At 60.2% G+C, this 18,499-nt stretch carries 19 protein-coding genes; 7 read left to right on the forward strand and 12 right to left on the reverse strand.

Going from position 1 to position 18,499, the window contains the following annotated elements:
- Positions 1-18: 18 nt before the first annotated feature.
- The 3 genes from R1W00_RS17070 to fliL are packed head-to-tail and all read right to left on the reverse strand — an operon-like array spanning position 19 to position 1,450.
- A complete protein-coding gene (locus tag R1W00_RS17070; RefSeq protein ID WP_317263980.1) occupies positions 19-567 on the reverse strand; it encodes a MotE family protein in 549 nt (182 codons plus the stop codon).
- Entirely contained in the window at positions 564-962 is a 399-nt protein-coding gene (locus R1W00_RS17075) for a DUF6468 domain-containing protein (protein WP_317263981.1), read from the reverse strand. Before R1W00_RS17075 ends, R1W00_RS17070 begins: the two co-directional genes overlap by 4 nt.
- 8 nt (positions 963-970) lie before the next feature.
- Positions 971-1,450 (reverse strand): flagellar basal body-associated protein FliL, encoded by a 480-nt coding sequence (gene fliL / locus R1W00_RS17080; RefSeq protein WP_317263982.1) that lies wholly within the window; start codon positions 1,448-1,450, stop codon positions 971-973.
- Between the two features lie 76 nt (positions 1,451-1,526).
- Between fliL and fliF the strand changes: the two genes are divergently transcribed.
- The 4 genes from fliF to fliP are packed head-to-tail and all read left to right on the forward strand — an operon-like array spanning position 1,527 to position 4,743.
- Positions 1,527-3,155 carry a flagellar basal-body MS-ring/collar protein FliF gene (gene fliF, locus R1W00_RS17085; protein ID WP_317263983.1) on the forward strand — a complete coding sequence of 543 codons (1,629 nt, stop codon included), beginning with the start codon at positions 1,527-1,529 and terminating at the stop codon, positions 3,153-3,155.
- A complete protein-coding gene (locus R1W00_RS17090) occupies positions 3,152-3,751 on the forward strand; it encodes a FliH/SctL family protein (RefSeq protein ID WP_317263984.1) in 600 nt (199 codons plus the stop codon). Before fliF ends, R1W00_RS17090 begins: the two co-directional genes overlap by 4 nt.
- Positions 3,744-4,007 carry a FliM/FliN family flagellar motor switch protein gene (locus R1W00_RS17095; protein ID WP_317263985.1) on the forward strand — a complete coding sequence of 88 codons (264 nt, stop codon included), beginning with the start codon at positions 3,744-3,746 and terminating at the stop codon, positions 4,005-4,007. The genes R1W00_RS17090 and R1W00_RS17095 overlap by 8 nt, the downstream gene beginning before the upstream one ends.
- 1 nt (position 4,008) lies before the next feature.
- Positions 4,009-4,743, forward strand: a complete 735-nt coding sequence (fliP, locus tag R1W00_RS17100) for a flagellar type III secretion system pore protein FliP (protein WP_317263986.1) — start codon at positions 4,009-4,011, stop codon at positions 4,741-4,743.
- Here fliP and R1W00_RS17105 read toward each other — a convergent pair.
- The 5 genes from R1W00_RS17105 to R1W00_RS17125 all read right to left on the reverse strand — a co-directional run bounded on the left by R1W00_RS17105 (position 4,740) and on the right by R1W00_RS17125 (position 10,555).
- On the reverse strand, positions 4,740-5,837 hold the full coding sequence (locus R1W00_RS17105) for a flagellar basal body P-ring protein FlgI (RefSeq protein WP_317263987.1): 1,098 nt from the start codon (positions 5,835-5,837) through the stop codon (positions 4,740-4,742). The two genes, fliP and R1W00_RS17105, sit on opposite strands and share 4 nt — an antisense overlap.
- The gene (locus R1W00_RS17110; RefSeq protein ID WP_317263988.1) at positions 5,837-6,847 is read right to left on the reverse strand and encodes a flagellin; all 1,011 of its coding nucleotides are present in this window, start codon (positions 6,845-6,847) and stop codon (positions 5,837-5,839) included. Before R1W00_RS17110 ends, R1W00_RS17105 begins: the two co-directional genes overlap by 1 nt.
- A gap of 2 nt (positions 6,848-6,849) precedes the next feature.
- Positions 6,850-8,307, reverse strand: coding sequence for a flagellar hook-associated protein FlgK (flgK, locus tag R1W00_RS17115; protein WP_317263989.1), 1,458 nt, complete (start codon positions 8,305-8,307; stop codon positions 6,850-6,852).
- A 10-nt stretch (positions 8,308-8,317) separates the two neighbouring features.
- On the reverse strand, positions 8,318-9,613 hold the full coding sequence (locus tag R1W00_RS17120; RefSeq protein ID WP_317263990.1) for a flagellar hook-basal body complex protein: 1,296 nt from the start codon (positions 9,611-9,613) through the stop codon (positions 8,318-8,320).
- Between the two features lie 102 nt (positions 9,614-9,715).
- Entirely contained in the window at positions 9,716-10,555 is an 840-nt protein-coding gene (locus R1W00_RS17125) for a flagellar motor protein MotB (protein WP_317263991.1), read from the reverse strand.
- 201 nt (positions 10,556-10,756) lie between these two features.
- Between R1W00_RS17125 and R1W00_RS17130 the strand changes: the two genes are divergently transcribed.
- From R1W00_RS17130 to R1W00_RS17140, 3 genes are all read left to right on the forward strand, one after another.
- The gene (locus R1W00_RS17130) at positions 10,757-11,686 is read left to right on the forward strand and encodes a VOC family protein (RefSeq protein WP_317263992.1); all 930 of its coding nucleotides are present in this window, start codon (positions 10,757-10,759) and stop codon (positions 11,684-11,686) included.
- Between the two features lies 1 nt (position 11,687).
- Complete coding sequence (locus R1W00_RS17135) at positions 11,688-12,293, forward strand: alpha/beta hydrolase (protein WP_317263993.1); 606 nt, start codon at positions 11,688-11,690, stop codon at positions 12,291-12,293.
- Between the two features lie 210 nt (positions 12,294-12,503).
- Positions 12,504-13,037 (forward strand): DNA-3-methyladenine glycosylase I, encoded by a 534-nt coding sequence (locus R1W00_RS17140; protein WP_317263994.1) that lies wholly within the window; start codon positions 12,504-12,506, stop codon positions 13,035-13,037.
- On the opposite strand, the gene R1W00_RS17145 is transcribed toward R1W00_RS17140, so the two are convergent.
- Genes R1W00_RS17145 through R1W00_RS17160 form a run of 4 tightly spaced genes read right to left on the reverse strand, consistent with a single transcriptional unit; the run spans position 13,034 to position 18,496 of the window.
- On the reverse strand, positions 13,034-13,879 hold the full coding sequence (locus tag R1W00_RS17145; RefSeq protein WP_317263995.1) for an alpha/beta hydrolase family esterase: 846 nt from the start codon (positions 13,877-13,879) through the stop codon (positions 13,034-13,036). The two genes, R1W00_RS17140 and R1W00_RS17145, sit on opposite strands and share 4 nt — an antisense overlap.
- Positions 13,879-15,705, reverse strand: a complete 1,827-nt coding sequence (gene mdoH, locus R1W00_RS17150; RefSeq protein WP_317263996.1) for a glucans biosynthesis glucosyltransferase MdoH — start codon at positions 15,703-15,705, stop codon at positions 13,879-13,881. Before mdoH ends, R1W00_RS17145 begins: the two co-directional genes overlap by 1 nt.
- On the reverse strand, positions 15,702-17,267 hold the full coding sequence (locus R1W00_RS17155; protein ID WP_317263997.1) for a glucan biosynthesis protein: 1,566 nt from the start codon (positions 17,265-17,267) through the stop codon (positions 15,702-15,704). Before R1W00_RS17155 ends, mdoH begins: the two co-directional genes overlap by 4 nt.
- The gene (locus tag R1W00_RS17160; RefSeq protein ID WP_410901575.1) at positions 17,264-18,496 is read right to left on the reverse strand and encodes an OpgC family protein; all 1,233 of its coding nucleotides are present in this window, start codon (positions 18,494-18,496) and stop codon (positions 17,264-17,266) included. Before R1W00_RS17160 ends, R1W00_RS17155 begins: the two co-directional genes overlap by 4 nt.
- Positions 18,497-18,499: the final 3 nt, after the last annotated feature.

An 18,499-nucleotide genomic window follows, 5' to 3' on the forward strand; every position in this document is an offset into this window, starting at 1 on the left:
TCGGTTAATGTTTGGTTCCTATTGGCCCGCATTCTGGTTGCGCCCGGCCAAAATCGCGCTGATGGCATAGGCGTTTTCGGGCGGCAGACCGGCCATAATGTCTGCGGCGATTTCGGGGCGCATCCGGGCCACAAAACCGGCGGCAAAATCGGCGTCCATCGTGGAAAACAGATCGGCCGCGTCTTTGGGTTTCATGTTTTCATAAACGGCGGTCAGGCGACCCAAATCATCCTCTGCGGCGCTGTCGGCTTGGGCGATTGTGGCACGCAGAGCGACCTCGGCCTGACGCAGTTCATCAAGTTGGGCGCGAAGGTCCTGTTCGACCTGTTCCAACTGCGCGTGCCGCTCATCCAACGCAGCTTCACGTTCAACCACGGCCATCTCGCGTGTCTTCAGCGCCTCTAGCAACGCGGCGACATCTGGCGCGGGCGTATGGGAGTCGTGGCTCTGCGTCAGGGTTTCCGCCCCTTTGGCGAGGGCCGCTGCCGCCGATCCACCAAACCGCGTGCCGACCGAGGCAACAAGTAGCAAGATCACAACCGGCAGAACGTAAGTACGGGTTTTCATCGTGCACCTCCTTGGCTAGAGCGGAGCACCAAGGGCTCTTCAGCCTCGCGCGAGCGCACGAAAGAGGGCAATGGATCTTCCGCCGTCGGTGCAGCGGGGGCCGCCGCGTTCTTGGGCAGATCGTGCAGAGACGCGACGAGCAGTTCCAGCCGCTTGGCGACCCCTTCGGCGCGGTCGGTCAGGGATCCCAGTGTATCGGACGAATCCCGTGCGCTGTGGCGTGCCTCACCCAATGCCTTGGTCATGTCGTCGACCTGCGCGGATAGGACTGCAATCGCGCCGCCCATGCCTTTTTCAAGGTCATTGAACCGGCGCAATCGCCGCGACAAGACCATGCAATATACGGCGGCGCCAATTGCGCCAGCGGCCAGTAAAATATCTGCAATCAGTTCCATAATAGACCCTAATTCAGCACAAATTCGGTTACTAAGAGATCGCGCACCTGACCTTCGCCCGTGACGATCTGGATGCGGCGCAACATCTGTGCGCGCAGCCGGATCAGGGATGATGGATCCTCTAACTCGTTGATCGACACCGCCCGCAAATAGCTGTTCAGCACATCCAGAACCCGTGGTTTCAGGTGGCTGACACTGGCCGTTGCGTGCGGTTCGACCTCAAGCTGGGCCGCGAATTTCAGGTGGCGATTCCCGCGATCCGGCCCCAGCGAAATCACCAACGGGTCCAGCGCGACAAAGGCAACCTCATCCGCATTGTGGCTGGGTGCGGGGGCGTGCGTGGCAGACGCGCCAATCGGCAAAAGCCCTGAAAACGCGGCATAAAACCCACCACCGCCAAGGACCACAGCCAAAACCAGCCCGATCAGCAGGCCCTTTTTGCGGCCCGTCGGGGTGTCCTCTTCGTGCTCTTCAATATCCTCGGCCATGACTCGGTTCGCTCCTGTAGATGTCTATCGATAAACCGAAAGTGGCTAACCGATTGTTAAGAGCCTTGGGCGAAAGATGACCTCATTAGGCAAACGCCAAGCCAGGAGGGCGCCCGTGAACCATTTCAAAACCGTCTGGGATTCGCTGAATCCGACCCGCCGTATTTTGGTGATTGGGGCGACGGTCGTGACCTTTGTTTTAATGACTTTGTTGGCCCAAATGGCGACGTCGACGCGGTTTGCGTTGCTGTACTCGGGTCTTGATCCGGCCGCGGCTGGTGAGGTGATTCAGGCGCTGGATGGCGCGGCGATTCCCTATGAGGTCCGCGGCAGTGCAATTTACGTCGACGCGGTCCAGCGGGATCAGACGCGCATGACATTGGCGGGTCAGGGCCTGCCAAGCGGGCAGGGCGCGGGATATGAATTGTTGGACAACCTGTCGGGATTCGGCACAACATCGCAGATGTTCGATGCCGCCTATTGGCGGGCCAAAGAGGGCGAAATCGCCCGCACGATCCTTTCAAACCCGTCCTATAAGTCCGCGCGCGTACATCTGGCCGTGCCGTTAAACCAACCGTTTCGCCGTGAAATCAACCCGACCGCGTCCGTGACCGTCACGACTAAGGGCGCGCCGGTCTCCGCCGGTCAGGCCAAGGCGCTGGCCCATCTGGTGTCGTCGGCGGTGGCGGGCCTGTCTGCGGCGGATGTATCCGTGATCGATAGTGACGCGGGCCTAATCCCGATGGGTGACGATATGAACGCGCCGACCCGCGCCTTGGATCAGGCAGATGCGATGCGCCAACGGGTTGAACGTCTGTTGACCGCCCGCATGGGCCCCGGCCGCGCGGTGGTTGAGGTCAGCGTCGAAACGGTCACGGATCGCGAATCGATTGTCGAACGTCTTGTTGATCCGGCCAGTCGCGTCGCAATCTCGACCGAAACCGAAGAGCGTAGTTCGGCCTCGGCTGACCAAGGCGGCGGCGCGGTCACTGTGGCCAGCAACCTGCCCGAGGGCGACGGCGCTGCGGACCGTTCGGCAAGCAGCAACGACACCCAAACGCGCGAACGGGTGAATTTCGAGATTTCCGAGACACAGCGCGAGGTCCTGCGCGGTCCGGGCGCGATCAAACGCCTGACGGTCGCCGTGTTGTTGGACGGACAGATGGTTTCAGGTGCGGATGGGGCCGAGCAATGGCAGCCGTTGCCTCAGGATCAGATGGACGCACTGCATGATCTGGTCGCATCTGCCGTCGGACTTGATACCGCGCGGGGCGATGTTCTGACCCTGAAATCCATGCCATTTGAACCGACCGTCGCCCTTGGGACCGAAGTGTCGCAGCCCGGGTTCTCTCTGCTGCCGCAAGATACGATGGGCCTGATCCAACTTGGGGTTCTGGCGCTTGTGACGCTGGTTTTGGGTCTGTTTGTCTTGCGTCCGATCTTATTGGGTCGTGGTCGTGCGGCCCCGATCGAATTGCCGCCACCCGCCCCTGATACCATGGACATGGCTATCGATGGATCAATCGTGGGCGATGACCAAGTTCTGGGTCCAATGGCCGCGTTGGGCCGTCCGCCAGAGACACCGACCGAAGAGCCCGCACCCGATCCCGTCGAGAAACTGCGCCAACTGATCGTCGACCGCCGCGAAGAAAGCGTCGCCCTGTTGCGCCATTGGATCGAAGACCCAGAGGAGACTGCACGATGACCCGCCAACTGATACTTGAGGATTTCGGCGCCGACGCCGCACCCGTTTCGCTGGCCCCGCAAACGCTTTTGCCTGAGGATCAGCGCCTTTCGGCGTTTGAGGACGGGTACAAGGCTGGATGGGACGACGCGAATAAGGCCGACTCAGATGCCAAAGCGCGGATCAGCGCCGATTTAGAAAAGAACCTGCAAGAGCTGTCGTTCACCTTTCACGAGGCTCGCGCGCACATCATCGGCAACATCGCGCCTTTGTTGCGCGCAATGGCCGAAACTGTTCTGCCCACCGTCGCACAGGCCAAGTTTGCCGACACCATTCTAGAGACCGTTAACCAGTGCCTTGAGACCGCTGGTGACGCGCCCCTGACCCTAACCGTGAACCCGTTGGATCGAGCCACAATCGAGACTGTTCTGCCGGAAAACGGTCCATTGCCGGTGATGATGACAGAACAAAACAGCCTCGCCCAAGGGCAGGTCTTTTTCAAAGTCGGCGCACAGGAAACCGTCGTCGATATGACGTCCCTTTTGGCGGAGATCTCTGCGTCCGTCGATGCATTCCTTGCCGAAACCACCCAACAGCCGGAGCGTTTAAATGCCTGAACCGTCCAAGTTTCTGAACAACGTCCCCGTTGAAATCACCGTGTCCGTCGGTCGCGCGCGTCCGGCGATCCGTGAGGTCCTGTCGATGGCGGACGGAACCATCCTGCCGCTGGACAAGCGGATGGACGATCCGGTCGACCTGTTCATTGGCGATAAGCTGATTGCGCGCGGTGTGCTTGAAGAAATCGGCGAACCGGGGAGCGGCGCGCTTGGCGTGCGCCTGACCGAACTGTTCTCAGAGAGCGAAGCGATTTGATATGCGCGCCCCGACCTTTAGAATTTTAGTCGTTTTATTTCTTTGTCTGTTTCCGACGGTCGGTTTTGCACAGGACCTAACCATTCCCTTAGGGGATGAAGGGTCATTGGCGGGGCGCAGTATCCAGTTGATCGTCCTGATCACGGTCCTGTCGATCGTGCCGGGACTGGCGATGATGATCACCTGTTTCCCGTTCATCGTGACGGTCCTTTCCATCCTGCGACAGGCGATTGGACTACAGCAATCCCCGCCCAATATGCTGATCGTCAGTTTGGCCCTGTTCCTGACCTATTTCGTGATGGAGCCGGTGTTCATGGACGCGTGGACGGGTGGCCTGTCGCCGCTCTTGAACGAACAAATCGACCTGCGTCCCGCCTTGGAACGCATGTTGGACCCGTTTCAGTCGTTCATGTCTGCGCGTACGGAACCTGAGACCTTGATCCGGTTTCAGGATCTGCGCGCGGAATCGACGGGCGCGCGTCCCGAGGATGATAATTTGTCTGTTCTGGTACCTTCGTTCCTGCTCTCGGAGATTTCACGCGCGTTCGAGATCGGGTTCCTGATCTATCTGCCGTTTCTGATCATCGATCTTGTCGTTGCGGCAGTTCTGATGTCGATGGGGATGATGATGGTCCCGCCCGCCGTTGTTTCGATGCCGTTCAAGTTGGCATTCTTTGTGGTCGTCGATGGCTGGGCCCTGATTTCCGAGGCTTTGGTCCGCGGATACGGTGTCTAACGCACCACGAATTCGGCATGTAGGGCGCCTGCGGCCTTAATGCTTTTCAGAATATCGATCATATCTCGGGGGCTGACGCCAAGCGCGTTCAGCCCTGCGATCACTTCGGACAGGGTCGTGCCGGTCGGTACTTCGGCCAATCCGGTTCCGGGTTCCTCGTTCAAACTGGCCGAGGTGCGCGGCACGACCACGGTTTCACCGGCGGCAAACGGATTGGGTTGAACGACCAAGGGCTGTTCGGAAATCCGCAGAGTCAGGTTTCCCTGACTGACCGCGACGCGGGAAATGCGGACGTCTTCGCCCATGACGATGGTGCCCGAACGTTGATCGACCACAACGCGCGCCTTGCGCTGGGGTTCGACGGGTAGGTTTTCCAAGCGACCAATCGCGTGCGCCGGTGAATCCATTCGCGTTGCGCGGATGTCAAGCTCAATCGTGCCGGCGTCCAGCATCCGCGCAACGGACCGCCCGAATTCGCGGTTGATTGCGTCTTCAATCCGGCCCGCGGTCGTGAAATCGGGGGTGCGTAGGGCCAAACGTAGGCTATTCAGAGATGTAAAATCGAAATCAATCTCACGTTCGATCCGCGCACCTGCGGGGATCAGGCCGGCCGTCGGAACGCCTTGTACGACGGACTCACCCGCACCCGTCGCAGATGCGCCTCCGGCGATAACCGACCCTTGGGCGACCGCGTAAATCTGTCCATCCGCCGCGTTAAGGGGGGTCATGATCAAGGTCCCGCCAAGCAAGCTTTTGGCGTCACCAATCGCACTGACCGTGACGTCGATCTTGCTGCCCGCGCGGGAAAAAGGCGGCAAACTGGCCGTGACGAAAACGGCGGCTACGTTTTTCGGGCGGAATTGTTCGCCGGTCACGTTCACGCCCAGCCGTTCGAGGAGGTTCGCCAACATTTCCTCGGTATAGGGTGCGTTGCGGATGCCATCGCCCGTGCCGTTTAGACCGACGACCAAGCCATAACCAACAAGGTCATTGCCGCGCACCCCGTCGAATTCGACCAGATCCTTAATCCGGATGGGCGAGGCGGATGCGACGGCGGGTAATAGAGCAAAAAGAAAGGCGAAAAGTCGAAGCATTACAGGTAATCCGCAAGGTTCAGGCGCGACAGGCGCGCGGTGATCGTATAGAGCGTTTCAAGCTGTGTTTGGGTCGATTCAAGCAGCGTGGCTTGTTCGTACGGATCGACCGCAATCAGTTCGTTGTGGGCGATCTCAAGGGCGTTGAGGTTGGTTTGATGTTGCACCTGAACCGAGGCGATATTTTCCTCGTTGATGCCGATGTTGGACTGCAATCCCGTCAGCAAATCCACCGCGCCCAACAGAGATGTACCCGCCGTTTGGGCCAGTTGATCGCGTGCGCCCTCAACCCCTGACAACAACGCGTCGTCCGACAGGACCGCGCCAAGGACGAGACCCTTTAGCACCTCTTTGATCGCAGGATCAGTAACGGATGGCGGGCCGGAAACGGCGGTTCCCTCTGCGATGAAAAACTTGCTGGCGGGGGTGTCGCTGCCGAGATGGGCGAGGGTATCGAACCCGCCACCGGGCGTGTCGAACCACGCGTCAACGGTGTCCAATACGTCCTGAACGGACGTTGCGCCGGACACTGCCGTTTGGATATCACCAAACCATTCGGATGCGGCGGAAAGGGCGGGACGATCCACGGCCGCACCAGAGAATAGAGACCGCCCACCGAATTCCACATTCAGGGTCGAAATCACTTGATCCAGCCGGTTCAGGGCATCCGCCGCCGCATTGGTTTGTAGGGTCTGATCGGGCGATACACCGGCCAAAAGCAGGCTCTCAACCGCTTCATTCGCGGTCTGGTTCACCGTGTCGAGGGACGTTTGAACGAAGGATAGGGCCGACGCGGCCTCGGCCGTGGCGACGCCATAGGCGTTGATCTGGGCAATTTCGCGCGTGATCGTGGCCAAGGGGGCGGTTGCGCCATTCAAGTGGCGCGCCGGATCGGCGGCCACGCCGGTTGTCACCTGTTCCGAGGTCACCTGCAGTCGTTGTTTCAACAACATGTTCTGCGTGCGCATCTGAAACTGCTGGGACAGATCGCCCAGTCCGATAGACGTCATGGTCAGATCCTCATCAGTGACTCGATCATCTGATCGACGATTTCAACGACTTTTGCGTTCGCGGCGTAGGCCTGTTCGATCAGTAGCAGGTTCTGCAATTCTTGGTCGGTGTCGACGCCCTGCGCCAGTTCGGCCAGCTGCAACGTGTCGTGACGGGACGCGGCGAACGCGGTGGTGTCCTCGGCGGTGACGCGGTTTTGGGACACATAGGCCCCAAATTCCGACAGCATCCCCGAAAAAGACCGCGAAATGGTGCTGAACCGGCCACTGTCGGCGGTTTGCGGGTCGTTCAGGGCGCTGGCATAAGCCTGAAACAGGGTGGAATCCCCGCTATCACCCGGGCTGGTGGCGCCAAGGCCGGACCGCAGCCGCCAGAGATCCCCGCCGTTTTCCGGAACGACCAGATCGTTGATGGCGATGCGACTGGCAAGGCCGGCCTCAAGCGATGGGTCGAGGACCGCGCCCGAATCCGTGAAAAGGCCGGCGTCGCCCGACGCCAATGTAGGGTCTATTCCGCCTTCAAACCGCGCGATCAGGTTGCGGGCAACGGCATCGAGTTCGGATTGGGCGTCCACGCTGGTGATGTCGCGGACTTCAAAAAGCGCGGCAAGGGAGCCACCCGCGATTAACGAATGGGGACCGAGCGAGTCGATGGGTTCCCCATTAAGGCTTAGACCCGACAGCGCGCCAGACCCCACAGACATTTCCGGCACAATCGTGCCAGTCGCCGCGAACCCGAATTCCGCTGTGTGGCCGCCCGACACCAGTGTCGCGCCAGTTGCAGTAAACAGGGAAATGTCACCTTGTTCCCCTTGAACGATGCGGATGGGTACGATTTCCGAGACGTCATCGACCAGCGTTTGACGTTGATCCATGAGGGCAAGGGCGTCTTGTCCGTTGCCTTGGGCCACGCGGATCGAATGGTTCAGGTCGGCGATCTGGACCAGTCGCGAGTTTAGCAAATCGACCTGTGACGCGATGTCGGCATCGGCCTGTGAGCGGCGTGTCTGGATTTCGTCGGAAACGAAGTTCAGGGCGTCAGACAGGGCCGTCGCTGAATCCAGTACGTTTTGCAGGCGCACGTCGGAATCGGGGCGACTGGCGGCCTCAACCAAGGCGGTTTCAAAACTGTTCAACCGGCCCGACAAGCCATAATCAGACTCGACGTCGCCGATCGCCAATTCAAGATTGGTCCAGAAGGTGAGATTGGTTTGCGATGCGGCCAGATCTGCACCGGCAAGGCGGCGATCCTCAAGCACTTGGGCGTCCACGATCCGTGAGACCCCGACGATTTCCACGCCCGCGCCGCGCCCCCCGATTGAGGCGGCGGTGGTTTCCATGACGCGCCGCCCGTATCCATCGGTCGAGGCATTGGCGACGTTGGACGACACCAGCTCGGCCTTGCGTGAGGCGACGGTCAGGCCCGACAGGGCATTGGAGAGCGTTGAGGACAGGCTCATCCGCTAGGTCCTAGCGTTTGATGTTCGTGGTTTCTTGAAGCATCTCATCCACGGTCTGGATGATCTTTGCGTTCGAGGAATAGGCGCGCTGTGTCTGGATCAACTGGGTCAGTTCGGCGGCCACATCGGTCGCGGATTCCTCGCGCGCGTATCCGACGACCTCACCCGTCGGGCCGTCACCAGCGTCCCACAGGAAGAACGCGCCACTGTCCGAGGAGACCTGATAGACCTGATTCGACAGGGCCTCGAGGCCGTTCGGATTCGGCACATCGGCCAACGGGATCTGATAAATCGTGCGGGTAAAGCCGCTATCGTACAGGGCGTGCACAAACCCGTTCTCGTCAATCTCGACGCCGGTCAGGTTCCCAACGGGCGAGCCGTTTTTGACAATCGCGGTCGGAGCGAACGTATCCGACAGCTGGGTCAGACCCGAGGTGTCGCCAATCGCGCCGATGCTCAGTTCAATCGGGCCGCCATCCACGTCGATGGTCAATGCGCCGGTGGTTGGATCATAGGCGCCACCCGATACCGTCGTGACCGAGGCCAAGGTGCCACCGTTTTCGCGGCTGTCATCGAAGGTCAGCGTATATTCCCCGACCGTCGCCCCGCCCGAGGCCGAGTCCGTTAGGACCAGGGTCCATTCGTTCGAAGTGCCAGATGTGGGAACGGTGGGGGTAAAGGTCGCGGTTAGGGTCTCGGATGTGCCTTGGTTGTCGTAATATTCGACCGACAGGGTCAAGGGATCGCCGTCACTATCCGCGGCGGTCTCGGTCGCGGGTAGGTTCACGCCCAATTCCATCCGCGTTGTGGGATCGCCTGCGAACTGGTTCACGTTGATCTGGACGGGTTCCAGACCCTCCATGGTGTCGCGGGGATAGTTCGGCACCGTGCCGTCCGATTCCACGGGCCAGCCCAGCAGGACAAAGCCGGTGTCCGTCGTCAGCACCCCGTTCTCGTCGGGATAGAACGACGCCGTGGTCATCAAATACATCGGAAAGTCATCGCCGTTGTCCAATGCAACGCTTTCGGTGACGGGGATCATGCCGCGGCCACTGATGGCGATGTCGGTCGAGTTGCCGGTGGTCACCAGCGGTCCGCGTTCATCAATCAGGCGATGGGTCGTTGTGCGCACACCGCCTGCGGAAAACGCGCTGGACCCGTCAATCACAAGCGAATGGAACTCGGCCTCGGATCGTTTGTACCCGTAGGTGGATGAATTCGCGAGGTTGTCCGAAATCGTGGCCAGTTTCGTTGCGTTCGCGTTCAAACCCGCGACGCTGGCGTTCAGCGACGATGAAATGGTCATGGTTAGCGCCTTTCTGATGCTGCGACCTGATTTGCATCAGGGTTAGGCAAACAGGCTTAACAACGCGCTAACACATAAAATTTGACCTATTCTGCGACCTCATCAGAGGTCCGAGCGCAGCAAAATCACCTCAATCCGGTTGTTGCGCGGCGCGGTTGCGTCGCTGGTCACGGGTTCCTTGTCGGCGTGGCCCGTGACGCGGGCGATACGCCGATCCATGTCTGGATCCGTGTTCAGAAACCTACGCACGGAATCGGCGCGATCGACGGACAGGTTCCACGCAGGATTTTCGCGTAATGGGCCGGAATAGGCACTTATATGGGCCTCAATCGCGATGTCGTTGGTGACGATTTTCGTGACCTCGGCGACCATGTCCAGAACCACGCGACCGCCCGCCGTCAGATCCGCGCCTGACCCCGAAAACAGGGTCGCATCCGGTCGGTCGAATAATTCGATCACCAACCCCTCATCCGTGAGGCGCGTCGCGATATGGCGCATGGCAAGGCGTCTGCTAAAGCTTTCGCCGGACAGCGCATTCAGGGCCTGATCCACCTGTTTCAGGGTTTCGGACGGGTCGACAACCCGCGCCACGGAACTGGCGTCAATCTGACCGCGGGCCTGATTGGCATCACTTGTGTGCTTTTGCGTGGCACCGGTGCCCGATTGCGCCAGAACCTGTTCGGCAAAGATGCTTTCGCCGCCAAAGGCGCCCTCACCCCCGCCGGAAATCCGGTTCACGGGAATGGTCGGATTAAAGTAATCCGCGATCCCCTTGCGTTGTTTTTCAGTCGTTGCGTTCAACAGCCACATCAACATAAAGAAAGCCATCATCGCGGTCACAAAGTCAGCATACGCTACTTTCCACGCACCACCGTGGTGACCGTCACCTGCGACAACTTTCTTACGTTTGATGATGACTGGCGCATTTCGCTGTGCGCTCATTTCACCACCTCGTTTTCACCCGAGATCGACCCTAGGGCGCCCGTGTGAATCGGCGGTTAACAATTAAAATGCGTGCTATATTGGTTCTGGGCGCACCATCATGTGTGCGAATTTCAACAGAACCCGTTCGCGCGTCGGTGTTTCCAAGTCGCCCTGACGCGCAACATTATGGCCAGACACTCACTAAACCGGGGAAAAACCATGCTGAACCAGATCAACGGGCTGCATCACGTCACATCGCTGGCCAGCGGGGCCCAAGCGAACAATGACTTTTTCACCAAGGTGCTGGGCCTGCGCCGCGTCAAGAAAACCGTCAATTTCGACGCGCCGCATGTCTATCACCTGTATTACGGGGACGAACGCGGCCATCCGGGCAGTGTGATGACCTATTTCCCGTTTGAGGGCGCGAAACGCGGCACACCCGGCACGGGTGAGGTGTCGGTGACATCCTTTGCTGTGCCGGTCGGGACCCTTGGTGCGTGGGAGGCACGTCTGCAGGACCTGAACATCACCGGCGTTACACGTGACGAACGGTTTGGCCAATCCCGCCTGATCTTTCGCGGGCCGGACGGGGATGTGTTCGCGCTTGTCGAACAGGAAGACCCGCGTACCGGTTGGGCGTCGAATGGCGTGTCCAGCGACATGGCGGTTCAGGGCTTTCATTCCGTTGCCATGCGCCTGCACGATACGGGCAGCAGTGCAGAGTTGCTGCGGTTTATGGGCTATGAGGAAGAGGGCACCCAAGGTTCTGTCCGTCGGTTCCGCATGGAGAACGGCAACGGTGCGGATGTGATCGATTTGGAACAAATCGACACTAATCCGGCCCGACAGGGCGCGGGCTCTGTCCATCACGTTGCGTTCTCGGTGCCGGACAAGGCCGCCCAACTGGAGGTGCGTCAGGCCCTGATGGATACGGGGTATGATGTCACGCCGCCGATTGACCGCGATTATTTCTGGGCGATTTATTTCCGCACACCCGGTGGGGTTCTGTTTGAGGTCGCCACGGATGAACCCGGTTTCGACCGTGATGAGGCACCCGAACATTTGGGCGAGGATCTGAAGCTGCCCAGCCAGCACGCCCATCTGCGCGATCTGCTCGAGAGCAAGTATCTAGCCCCGATTGAGGACTGAAATGACCTATCACTATCGCCACACGCCGGGGGATCACCGTCTGATCGTGACGTTGCACGGCACCGGCGGGAATGAGAGCCAATTCCACGGCTTTGTCGAACAGGTCGTACCGGGGGCAAGCGTCCTTTCCCCGCGCGGAGATGTGTCCGAGCGTGGCGCGGCGCGATTTTTCCGCCGTCGGGCCGAAGGCGTCTATGACATGGACGATCTGTGGATGCGGGTCGATCAGATGGCCGATTTCGTGCGGGATCAGCGGGTCGAGAACGTCACGCGGCGCTGTATCGGGATCGGCTATTCCAACGGGGCGAATATCCTGATGGCGACGGCGCTGAACCATCCGCATGTGTTTGACGCGCTGATCCTCATGCATCCGTTGATCCCGTGGACGCCCGATGCCTGTCCCGATCTGGCGTGCAAGCCCGTGTTCATCTCGGCCGGTCAACGCGACCCGATCTGCCCGATGCCATCGACCGAGGCGTTGTTATCTTATCTGGGCGATCAAGGGGCCGAGGTCACAACGCATATCGGTTCCGGCGGTCATGAAATTCGCGACGATGAATTGATGGCCGTCCAGACATACCTGCGTGAACAGGTCGACGTGGACTAGCGAAACCCTTTCGCAGGGCGGGGCCTGTGGTGTTTAATGGCTGGGCCCGAGCACCACAGGACACCCGATATGAGCATCCAGCCATTTCAACCGATTTATGACACCGCCGTCGCCCGTTAAGGCGGGGTTGAGGCGTTAGAACAGGCACTAACCCGGCCCAAATCGCGTGATGAGATCCTTGCGGTCCCCGATGATCGGTGGCTGTCCGCGATGGCCAAGTGTGTGTTTCAGGCGGGGTTCAGTTGGACCGTAATCAACACCAAATGGCCCGCCTTCGAGCAGGCCTTTGATGGGTTCGATGTCGGGCGGATCCTGTTCTATCATGATGAGGACATGGACCGCCTGCTGGCCGATAAGGGCATTGTGCGCAACGGCCAAAAGATTCAATCGGTTTTCGATAACGCGCGCTTCATTGCGGACGTTTCGGGTGAGTTAGGGTCGTTTTCCACATATATCGCCGATTGGCCTCAGGACGATCTGTCTGGCCTGTACCTCGACATCGCCAAGCGCGGCGCGCGTCTGGGTGGGGCGACGGGACAGCGTTTGTTGCGCATGATGGGTGTCAGCACCTATGTCCTGAGCGGTGACGTCCTGCAACGCCTGTCGGTCGAGGGGATCGTGGATAAGGCTCCGACGTCGAAAAAGGCATGGTCGAATGTCCAAGCCGCCTTTAACGCGTGGGCGGATGAAACTGGCCGACCCTTTACCCAGATCAGCCAGATCATGGCGTTTAGCGTCGATTAGGACGCGTTCAGACCCTCAAACCAATCGAGCATCATATCGGCCCAGCCCGCCGGAACCGAATGCCCGCCGGGGTGCAGCGTGAAGGTCAGGTTCGACCCCGGCTGACACCCGCCCCAGCTGCGGGTCATGAAGTCGCCCTCGGTCACCATCACATCGGGCTTTTGCGACGCGCATTGATTGGCCGTGCGCCAAATCTGCATGGCGTGGAACACATCGCCCTGCACCTGTAGGCCGTTCAGGACGCTGCGCCCCTCAAGCGGGACGGTCCCGTCGCGCCAGCCGTGCATGTGGAAAAGGCGCACAGGCGTGTCACAGGACACCGGATGCGGACGCCAGAAACTGCCACCGACGGGGGCATAGGCGGGAAAGAAATCGGGATGTTCGCAGGCGACATAGCTGGTCATCGAGCCGCCAATGGAAAAGCCGCCAAGCACGATGCGCGCGGGGTCCAGATTGAACCGTTCGGTGGCGTCGTCGGTCAAATCCCGCAGGAATAGAGCCTCATCCCGCCCGTCGCTGCGGTGATCGGGGTGGAAATTCCACGCCCGCCCGTTACGGCTTAGACGTGGGGAACCGTTGGGCGCGATCAGGGCGTAACCACGGTCGGTCACGGCCTTGACCATGCCGGTGTTCTTCAGGGTGCCGTCGCCGGAGCCGCCCCATCCGTGCAGGAACACGACGGCGGGGATTTTCGCACCTTCGGCGTGGTCGGGCATCACGATGTGATAGCTGCCGTTCGGGATTTCGCATTCATCGGGTGAGGTCCCGCAGGCGGCGGATGCCCCGCCTGCGGTCAGCGCCGCAAGACTTGCTGCGGCGAAAAATGTCAAAGCGCGTTTCATTACAGTACCGGTTTTGGTTCGATGGAAATCACGGCAGGCTTGTCACGCGCTGCTTCTTGATTTTGAAAGTCGAACAAAGGCCAATGCCGCGCATCCAGCGCCAAAAGCGCAGACAGGGGCCCAGCAAACGCCAAGCTCGCCCCAATCGGGATCAGCCAGACTGTTACAGCCCCGACCGCGACCAGACCCAATAGGACCGCACCGGCAACCGTTTCCATCCAGTGAAACCGCATCAGCCAACCGAAACTGGGCGTGCCCGATTGATGCGCCCCCCAACCTCCATCGCGCCCAAGGGTAATACGGGTCAGAGCGCGCACATGTTGCAGCATCAGGATCGGTGCAATCGCAACCGCGACGACGATCTCAACCAGCATAGAGGCGACAAACCGGATCGCGGATTTCCCGCGCAGACCGCCGCGTGCGATAAAGCCGATCGCGCCCAAAACCTTTGGCGCGATCAGGGCGACCGCGATCAGACCGGCCACCATGGCAAGCGAAATGCTTGGGAACTTGGGCCACATCGGGGTCAGGGGATCGTCGGGCTTGAAATATACCAGAATACCGTTCGTTGTGTGGTCCCCGACCAGCGTCCACAGCACCACAAGGAACAGCCACGCCAGCGACGTCAGATAGGCCATCGCGCCCTGCAGCATGTGGAACCGCGAAATCCAGCTCAGGCCGGGAACGCGCAACAGGCGCATGTGCTGAATGTTGCCTTGGCACCAGCGGTGGTCGCGCTTGATATAGGCGGGCACGTGTTCGGGGGTGGTCTCAAAGCTGTCTTCGGCCTCGGGCACCATACGCACGGACCAACCGGCGCGGCGGATCAGGGCGGCCTCAACGAAATCGTGGCTCAGGATCACACCGCCCAGCGGACGACGACCGGGCAAATGCGGCAGACCGGCGGCGGTGGCAAAGGCCGCCGTGCGGATCATCGCGTTGTGGCCGAAATAGTTCGCCTCATTCCCCGTCCACAGGGCAAAGCCACGGCCAAGCGTTTGGCCATAGACCTCAACCGCGAATTCCTGCATCCGCTGCCAGAAGCTTTCGCCCGGCAACAGGCGGTTGATCGGTTGCAAAAGGCCGGCGGTCGGGTCATTCGACATCAAATCGGCAAGCTTAGACACTGTTTCGGGCGTCATATAGCTATCGGCGTCCAGCACCAGCATGGCGTCGAATCCTGCGCCTTGGGTCGTGACCCATTCCCGCAGGTTGCCGGATTTATAGTCGCGGTTCTCGGGGCGCCAGCGGTAGAAAATGTCGGTGTTCGGCATCTCGCGTGAGATTTCGGCGACGACCAGTTCCTCTTGACGCTGCAGTGCCATGTCGCGCGTGTCTGATAGCACGTAGAGGGTATAGCGGTGGTTGTCCCCATAGGTGTTCAGGCCCGAGGTCAGTTCCGCCGCACGCCCGATGGTGTCGCGCGCGTCCTCGCCATACATCATCACCAACATCGCCACGTCCATCGGCGCGGCCTGTTTCGGATCGGCGGTGGTCACGCGCGGGTCGGGCGAATGGATCAGGCCCAAAACGGCACTGCCCAACGCGAACGCCACCCAAAAGAACGAAAACGCGATCACGGCGGTCAGGGTTAGTTCGGGCGGCGTCACATCGCCCGCCGCCGCAAACCACGTGTAACACGTATGGGCCAGCAATCCGGTCAGAAAGCTGGGCAACAGGAACAGGAAGATCCGGGCCAACCACACCCCATGCACCGGCGTCAATTGATCCGGCGCGGCGGGATCGTGAAACGGCTGTTTCAGATCCTGATCGGGCATCGACAGGCGCGGGGGCATCTGCGTGATGTCGCGGGGCATGTCGGTCATGATGCCATCCAACGGTTCAGCCAGATTTCGCTGACACGGGCGTCCTCGCGCAGGAGTTCCGCGCGCAGTTCGACCTGTTTCACGTCCTCAGGGGCCATCAGTGTAAATGCCAAGCGCATGCCGCCGGTCGCGGGGTTCATCTGAACGATCGCGCCAGTGATTTCGCCACGGTTCGTCCAGACCCGCGGGGTCAGCGCGGCGGGATCCACACCCAGACCCGGATGGGGCGCGAAATCGACGGTAAACAGGCGGCCCTCTTGGAAGATACGCTTGCCCGTACGGGTGTCGATCACGCGGGCGACGTCACCCTCAATCGGGGCATCGTCACACCAATGCAACCGATAGGCATAGGAATATTCCTGACCGGCCTCTAGCGGCTGTTCGGGCCGCCAGAAGGCAACGATGTTGTCATAGATTTCCTTGTCCGCAGGGATTTCGAACAGAATCACATGACCCGGACCCCATTCGCCGCGCGGTTCGACCCACAGGGACGGGCGGCGTTCGTAATGGGCGTGCAAATCGCCGAAATCGTCCAGCCCGCGCGAGCGCTGCATCAAGCCAAACCCGCGCGTACCATTGTCCGAGAAATAGCTGACGCCAAGTCCCACGGGGTTGTTCAACGGACGCCACAGCAATTCACCATTGCCGTTCATCATCAGCAAGCCGTCGCTGTCATGCACCGCGTCGCGGAAATCGTCGAACCGTGCGCGGTTGGTCTGGTCAAACAGGAACATCGACGTGCCCGGCGCGATGCCCACCTGATCGATGGTTTTGCGCGGGAACAGGGTGAATTCGATGTCCATCACCGTCTGGTTGCCCTGATCAATGACAAAGCGATAGGCGCCAGACACGCTGGGGCTATCCAACAGGGCATGAACAGTCACTGTTTCGCCCTGACGCGTGGGCTTTTCGACCCAGAACTCGCGGAAAATCGGGAACTCTTCCCCCTGACTGCTACCGGTGTTCAGGGCCAGACCGCGCGCCGAAATACCATAGGCTTGACCGCGCGCGATGGCGCGGAAATAGCTGGCCCCTTGGAACACGGCGTATTCTTGGAATTGACCTTCGCGCTCAACCTCGCCAAGGACGCGGAAACCGGAGAAACCGTTGCCCTCATCCGACAGTTTCGGGAACTGGTCGGTGGTGTCAAAGTTGCGCAGGTGGAATTGTACCTCACGCATCTGGCCATCGGCGACGGCGTTGATCACCACGGGTTCGACATAGGTCGATCCGGTCGGGAAGAACTCAATCTGGGCCGCGCTGTCCTCGCCACGCCACAGGGAATGGCGCGTGTCGAACCAGATGCCACGGAACTGGTCATAGTTCAGGGCGCTCCATTCCTCGGAGATGCGCGGAATGGGGCGATAGGGGGATTTCGACAGGGCGCGGGCCTTTTCCATCACCAGATCGGGGGAAAACGGGCGCGCCTCGCTTAGGTCCATGCCGTAGATTTCGGCGGTTTCCTCGGCCTCGACCGCATGGGCGGTACCGGACATTGCGGCCCCCAGACCCAATGCCCCAAGGGCCGTCAAAACTTCGCGTCGGGAAAGATCGTTTTTCATCGTTGCTGCACCTGCACAATGGGTTGCGCATGATCAACCGTCGGGGCGGGTTTCCGTTCCACGGATTTTCGCCACGGTTGCGATTTCAGATAGGCGACGAAATAGGCGGTGCCCGTGATGATCGCCGCGCCAAACAGGTTCACAAGCGTGGCCTGCACCGGACCGTTGCCATAGACGTCAAACAGAACGCCCAGCCACCGCGCCAAAACCATCGAGGTCATGAAGACGGCCAGGGATTGCTGACCCACCTTGCGGATCACACCGATGATGCGTTCCTTGGTGGCGCTGCCGTTCAGACGCGCGCCCATCGGACCGGCCCAGACCCACGCCAGATAGGCCACGGACAGGAAGTGCACATAGCGCAGCACGCCGAATTGCGTCTTGTTGATATGGATCGCCCAATCGCTGCGCCATTCGCGCACAAAGGGCGAGGCGCCGATGATCTTGTACCAGGCAAACGGCACTGTCACGATCACGACCACGGCGGCCAGAGCGATCAGATCACGGCGTTTCGGCGGGGCAGGGAACCAACCCGCCATAAAGCCAAAGCCGGTAAAGAACACCAATTGCCAGGCAAAGGGGTTAAAGAACCACTGGCGCGTGCTGCCGTTTTCGAACCACAGCTCGGCGGGCAGGTTCGTGCCCCCTTGGTTCGCATAGAGCCACAGGGTGATGCTACTGGCGATGACCAGTGCGGGGTGGATGCGCGCAAGGGCCATCGCAAAGGGGATCATCCCCAGAATGACCAGATACATCGGCAGGATATCGAAATAGTTCGGCACATAGGTCAGGGTCATCAGACCCAGCAGATTCTCGGCCGTCTGGTTCACGAACGGATAGAGGTTCAGCGACCCGATATAGTCCTTTTCGAACAGACCCGTCGCGTTCAACAGAACCATCGACAACAGGATGGTAAAGAACACGCCGATATGGGCCCAATAGACCTGCCACATGCGGTGGAGAATACGCAGCGCGCCCATCGCCCAACCGGCCCGCGCAAACACGCCGCCAAACGCGATTGCCGAGGCCATGCCCGAGCAGAACACAAAGATTTCGGTCGCGTCGGAAAAGCCGAAACGCGCCGGAATCCACAGCGTCCATTTGTTGCCGGGGATATGGGCGATCAGGATAATGTACATTGCGATCCCGCGGAAAAAGTCCAAGCGCGGATCGCGGGGCGCCTTTGCCGGTGCCCCTGCGGATTGTGTGGGTGTCGTCACTCTATTCATCCC

Origin of the sequence: Rhodovulum sp. FJ3 (assembly GCF_032918305.1) — a bacterium.
Taxonomy (GTDB): domain Bacteria; phylum Pseudomonadota; class Alphaproteobacteria; order Rhodobacterales; family Rhodobacteraceae; genus SAT37.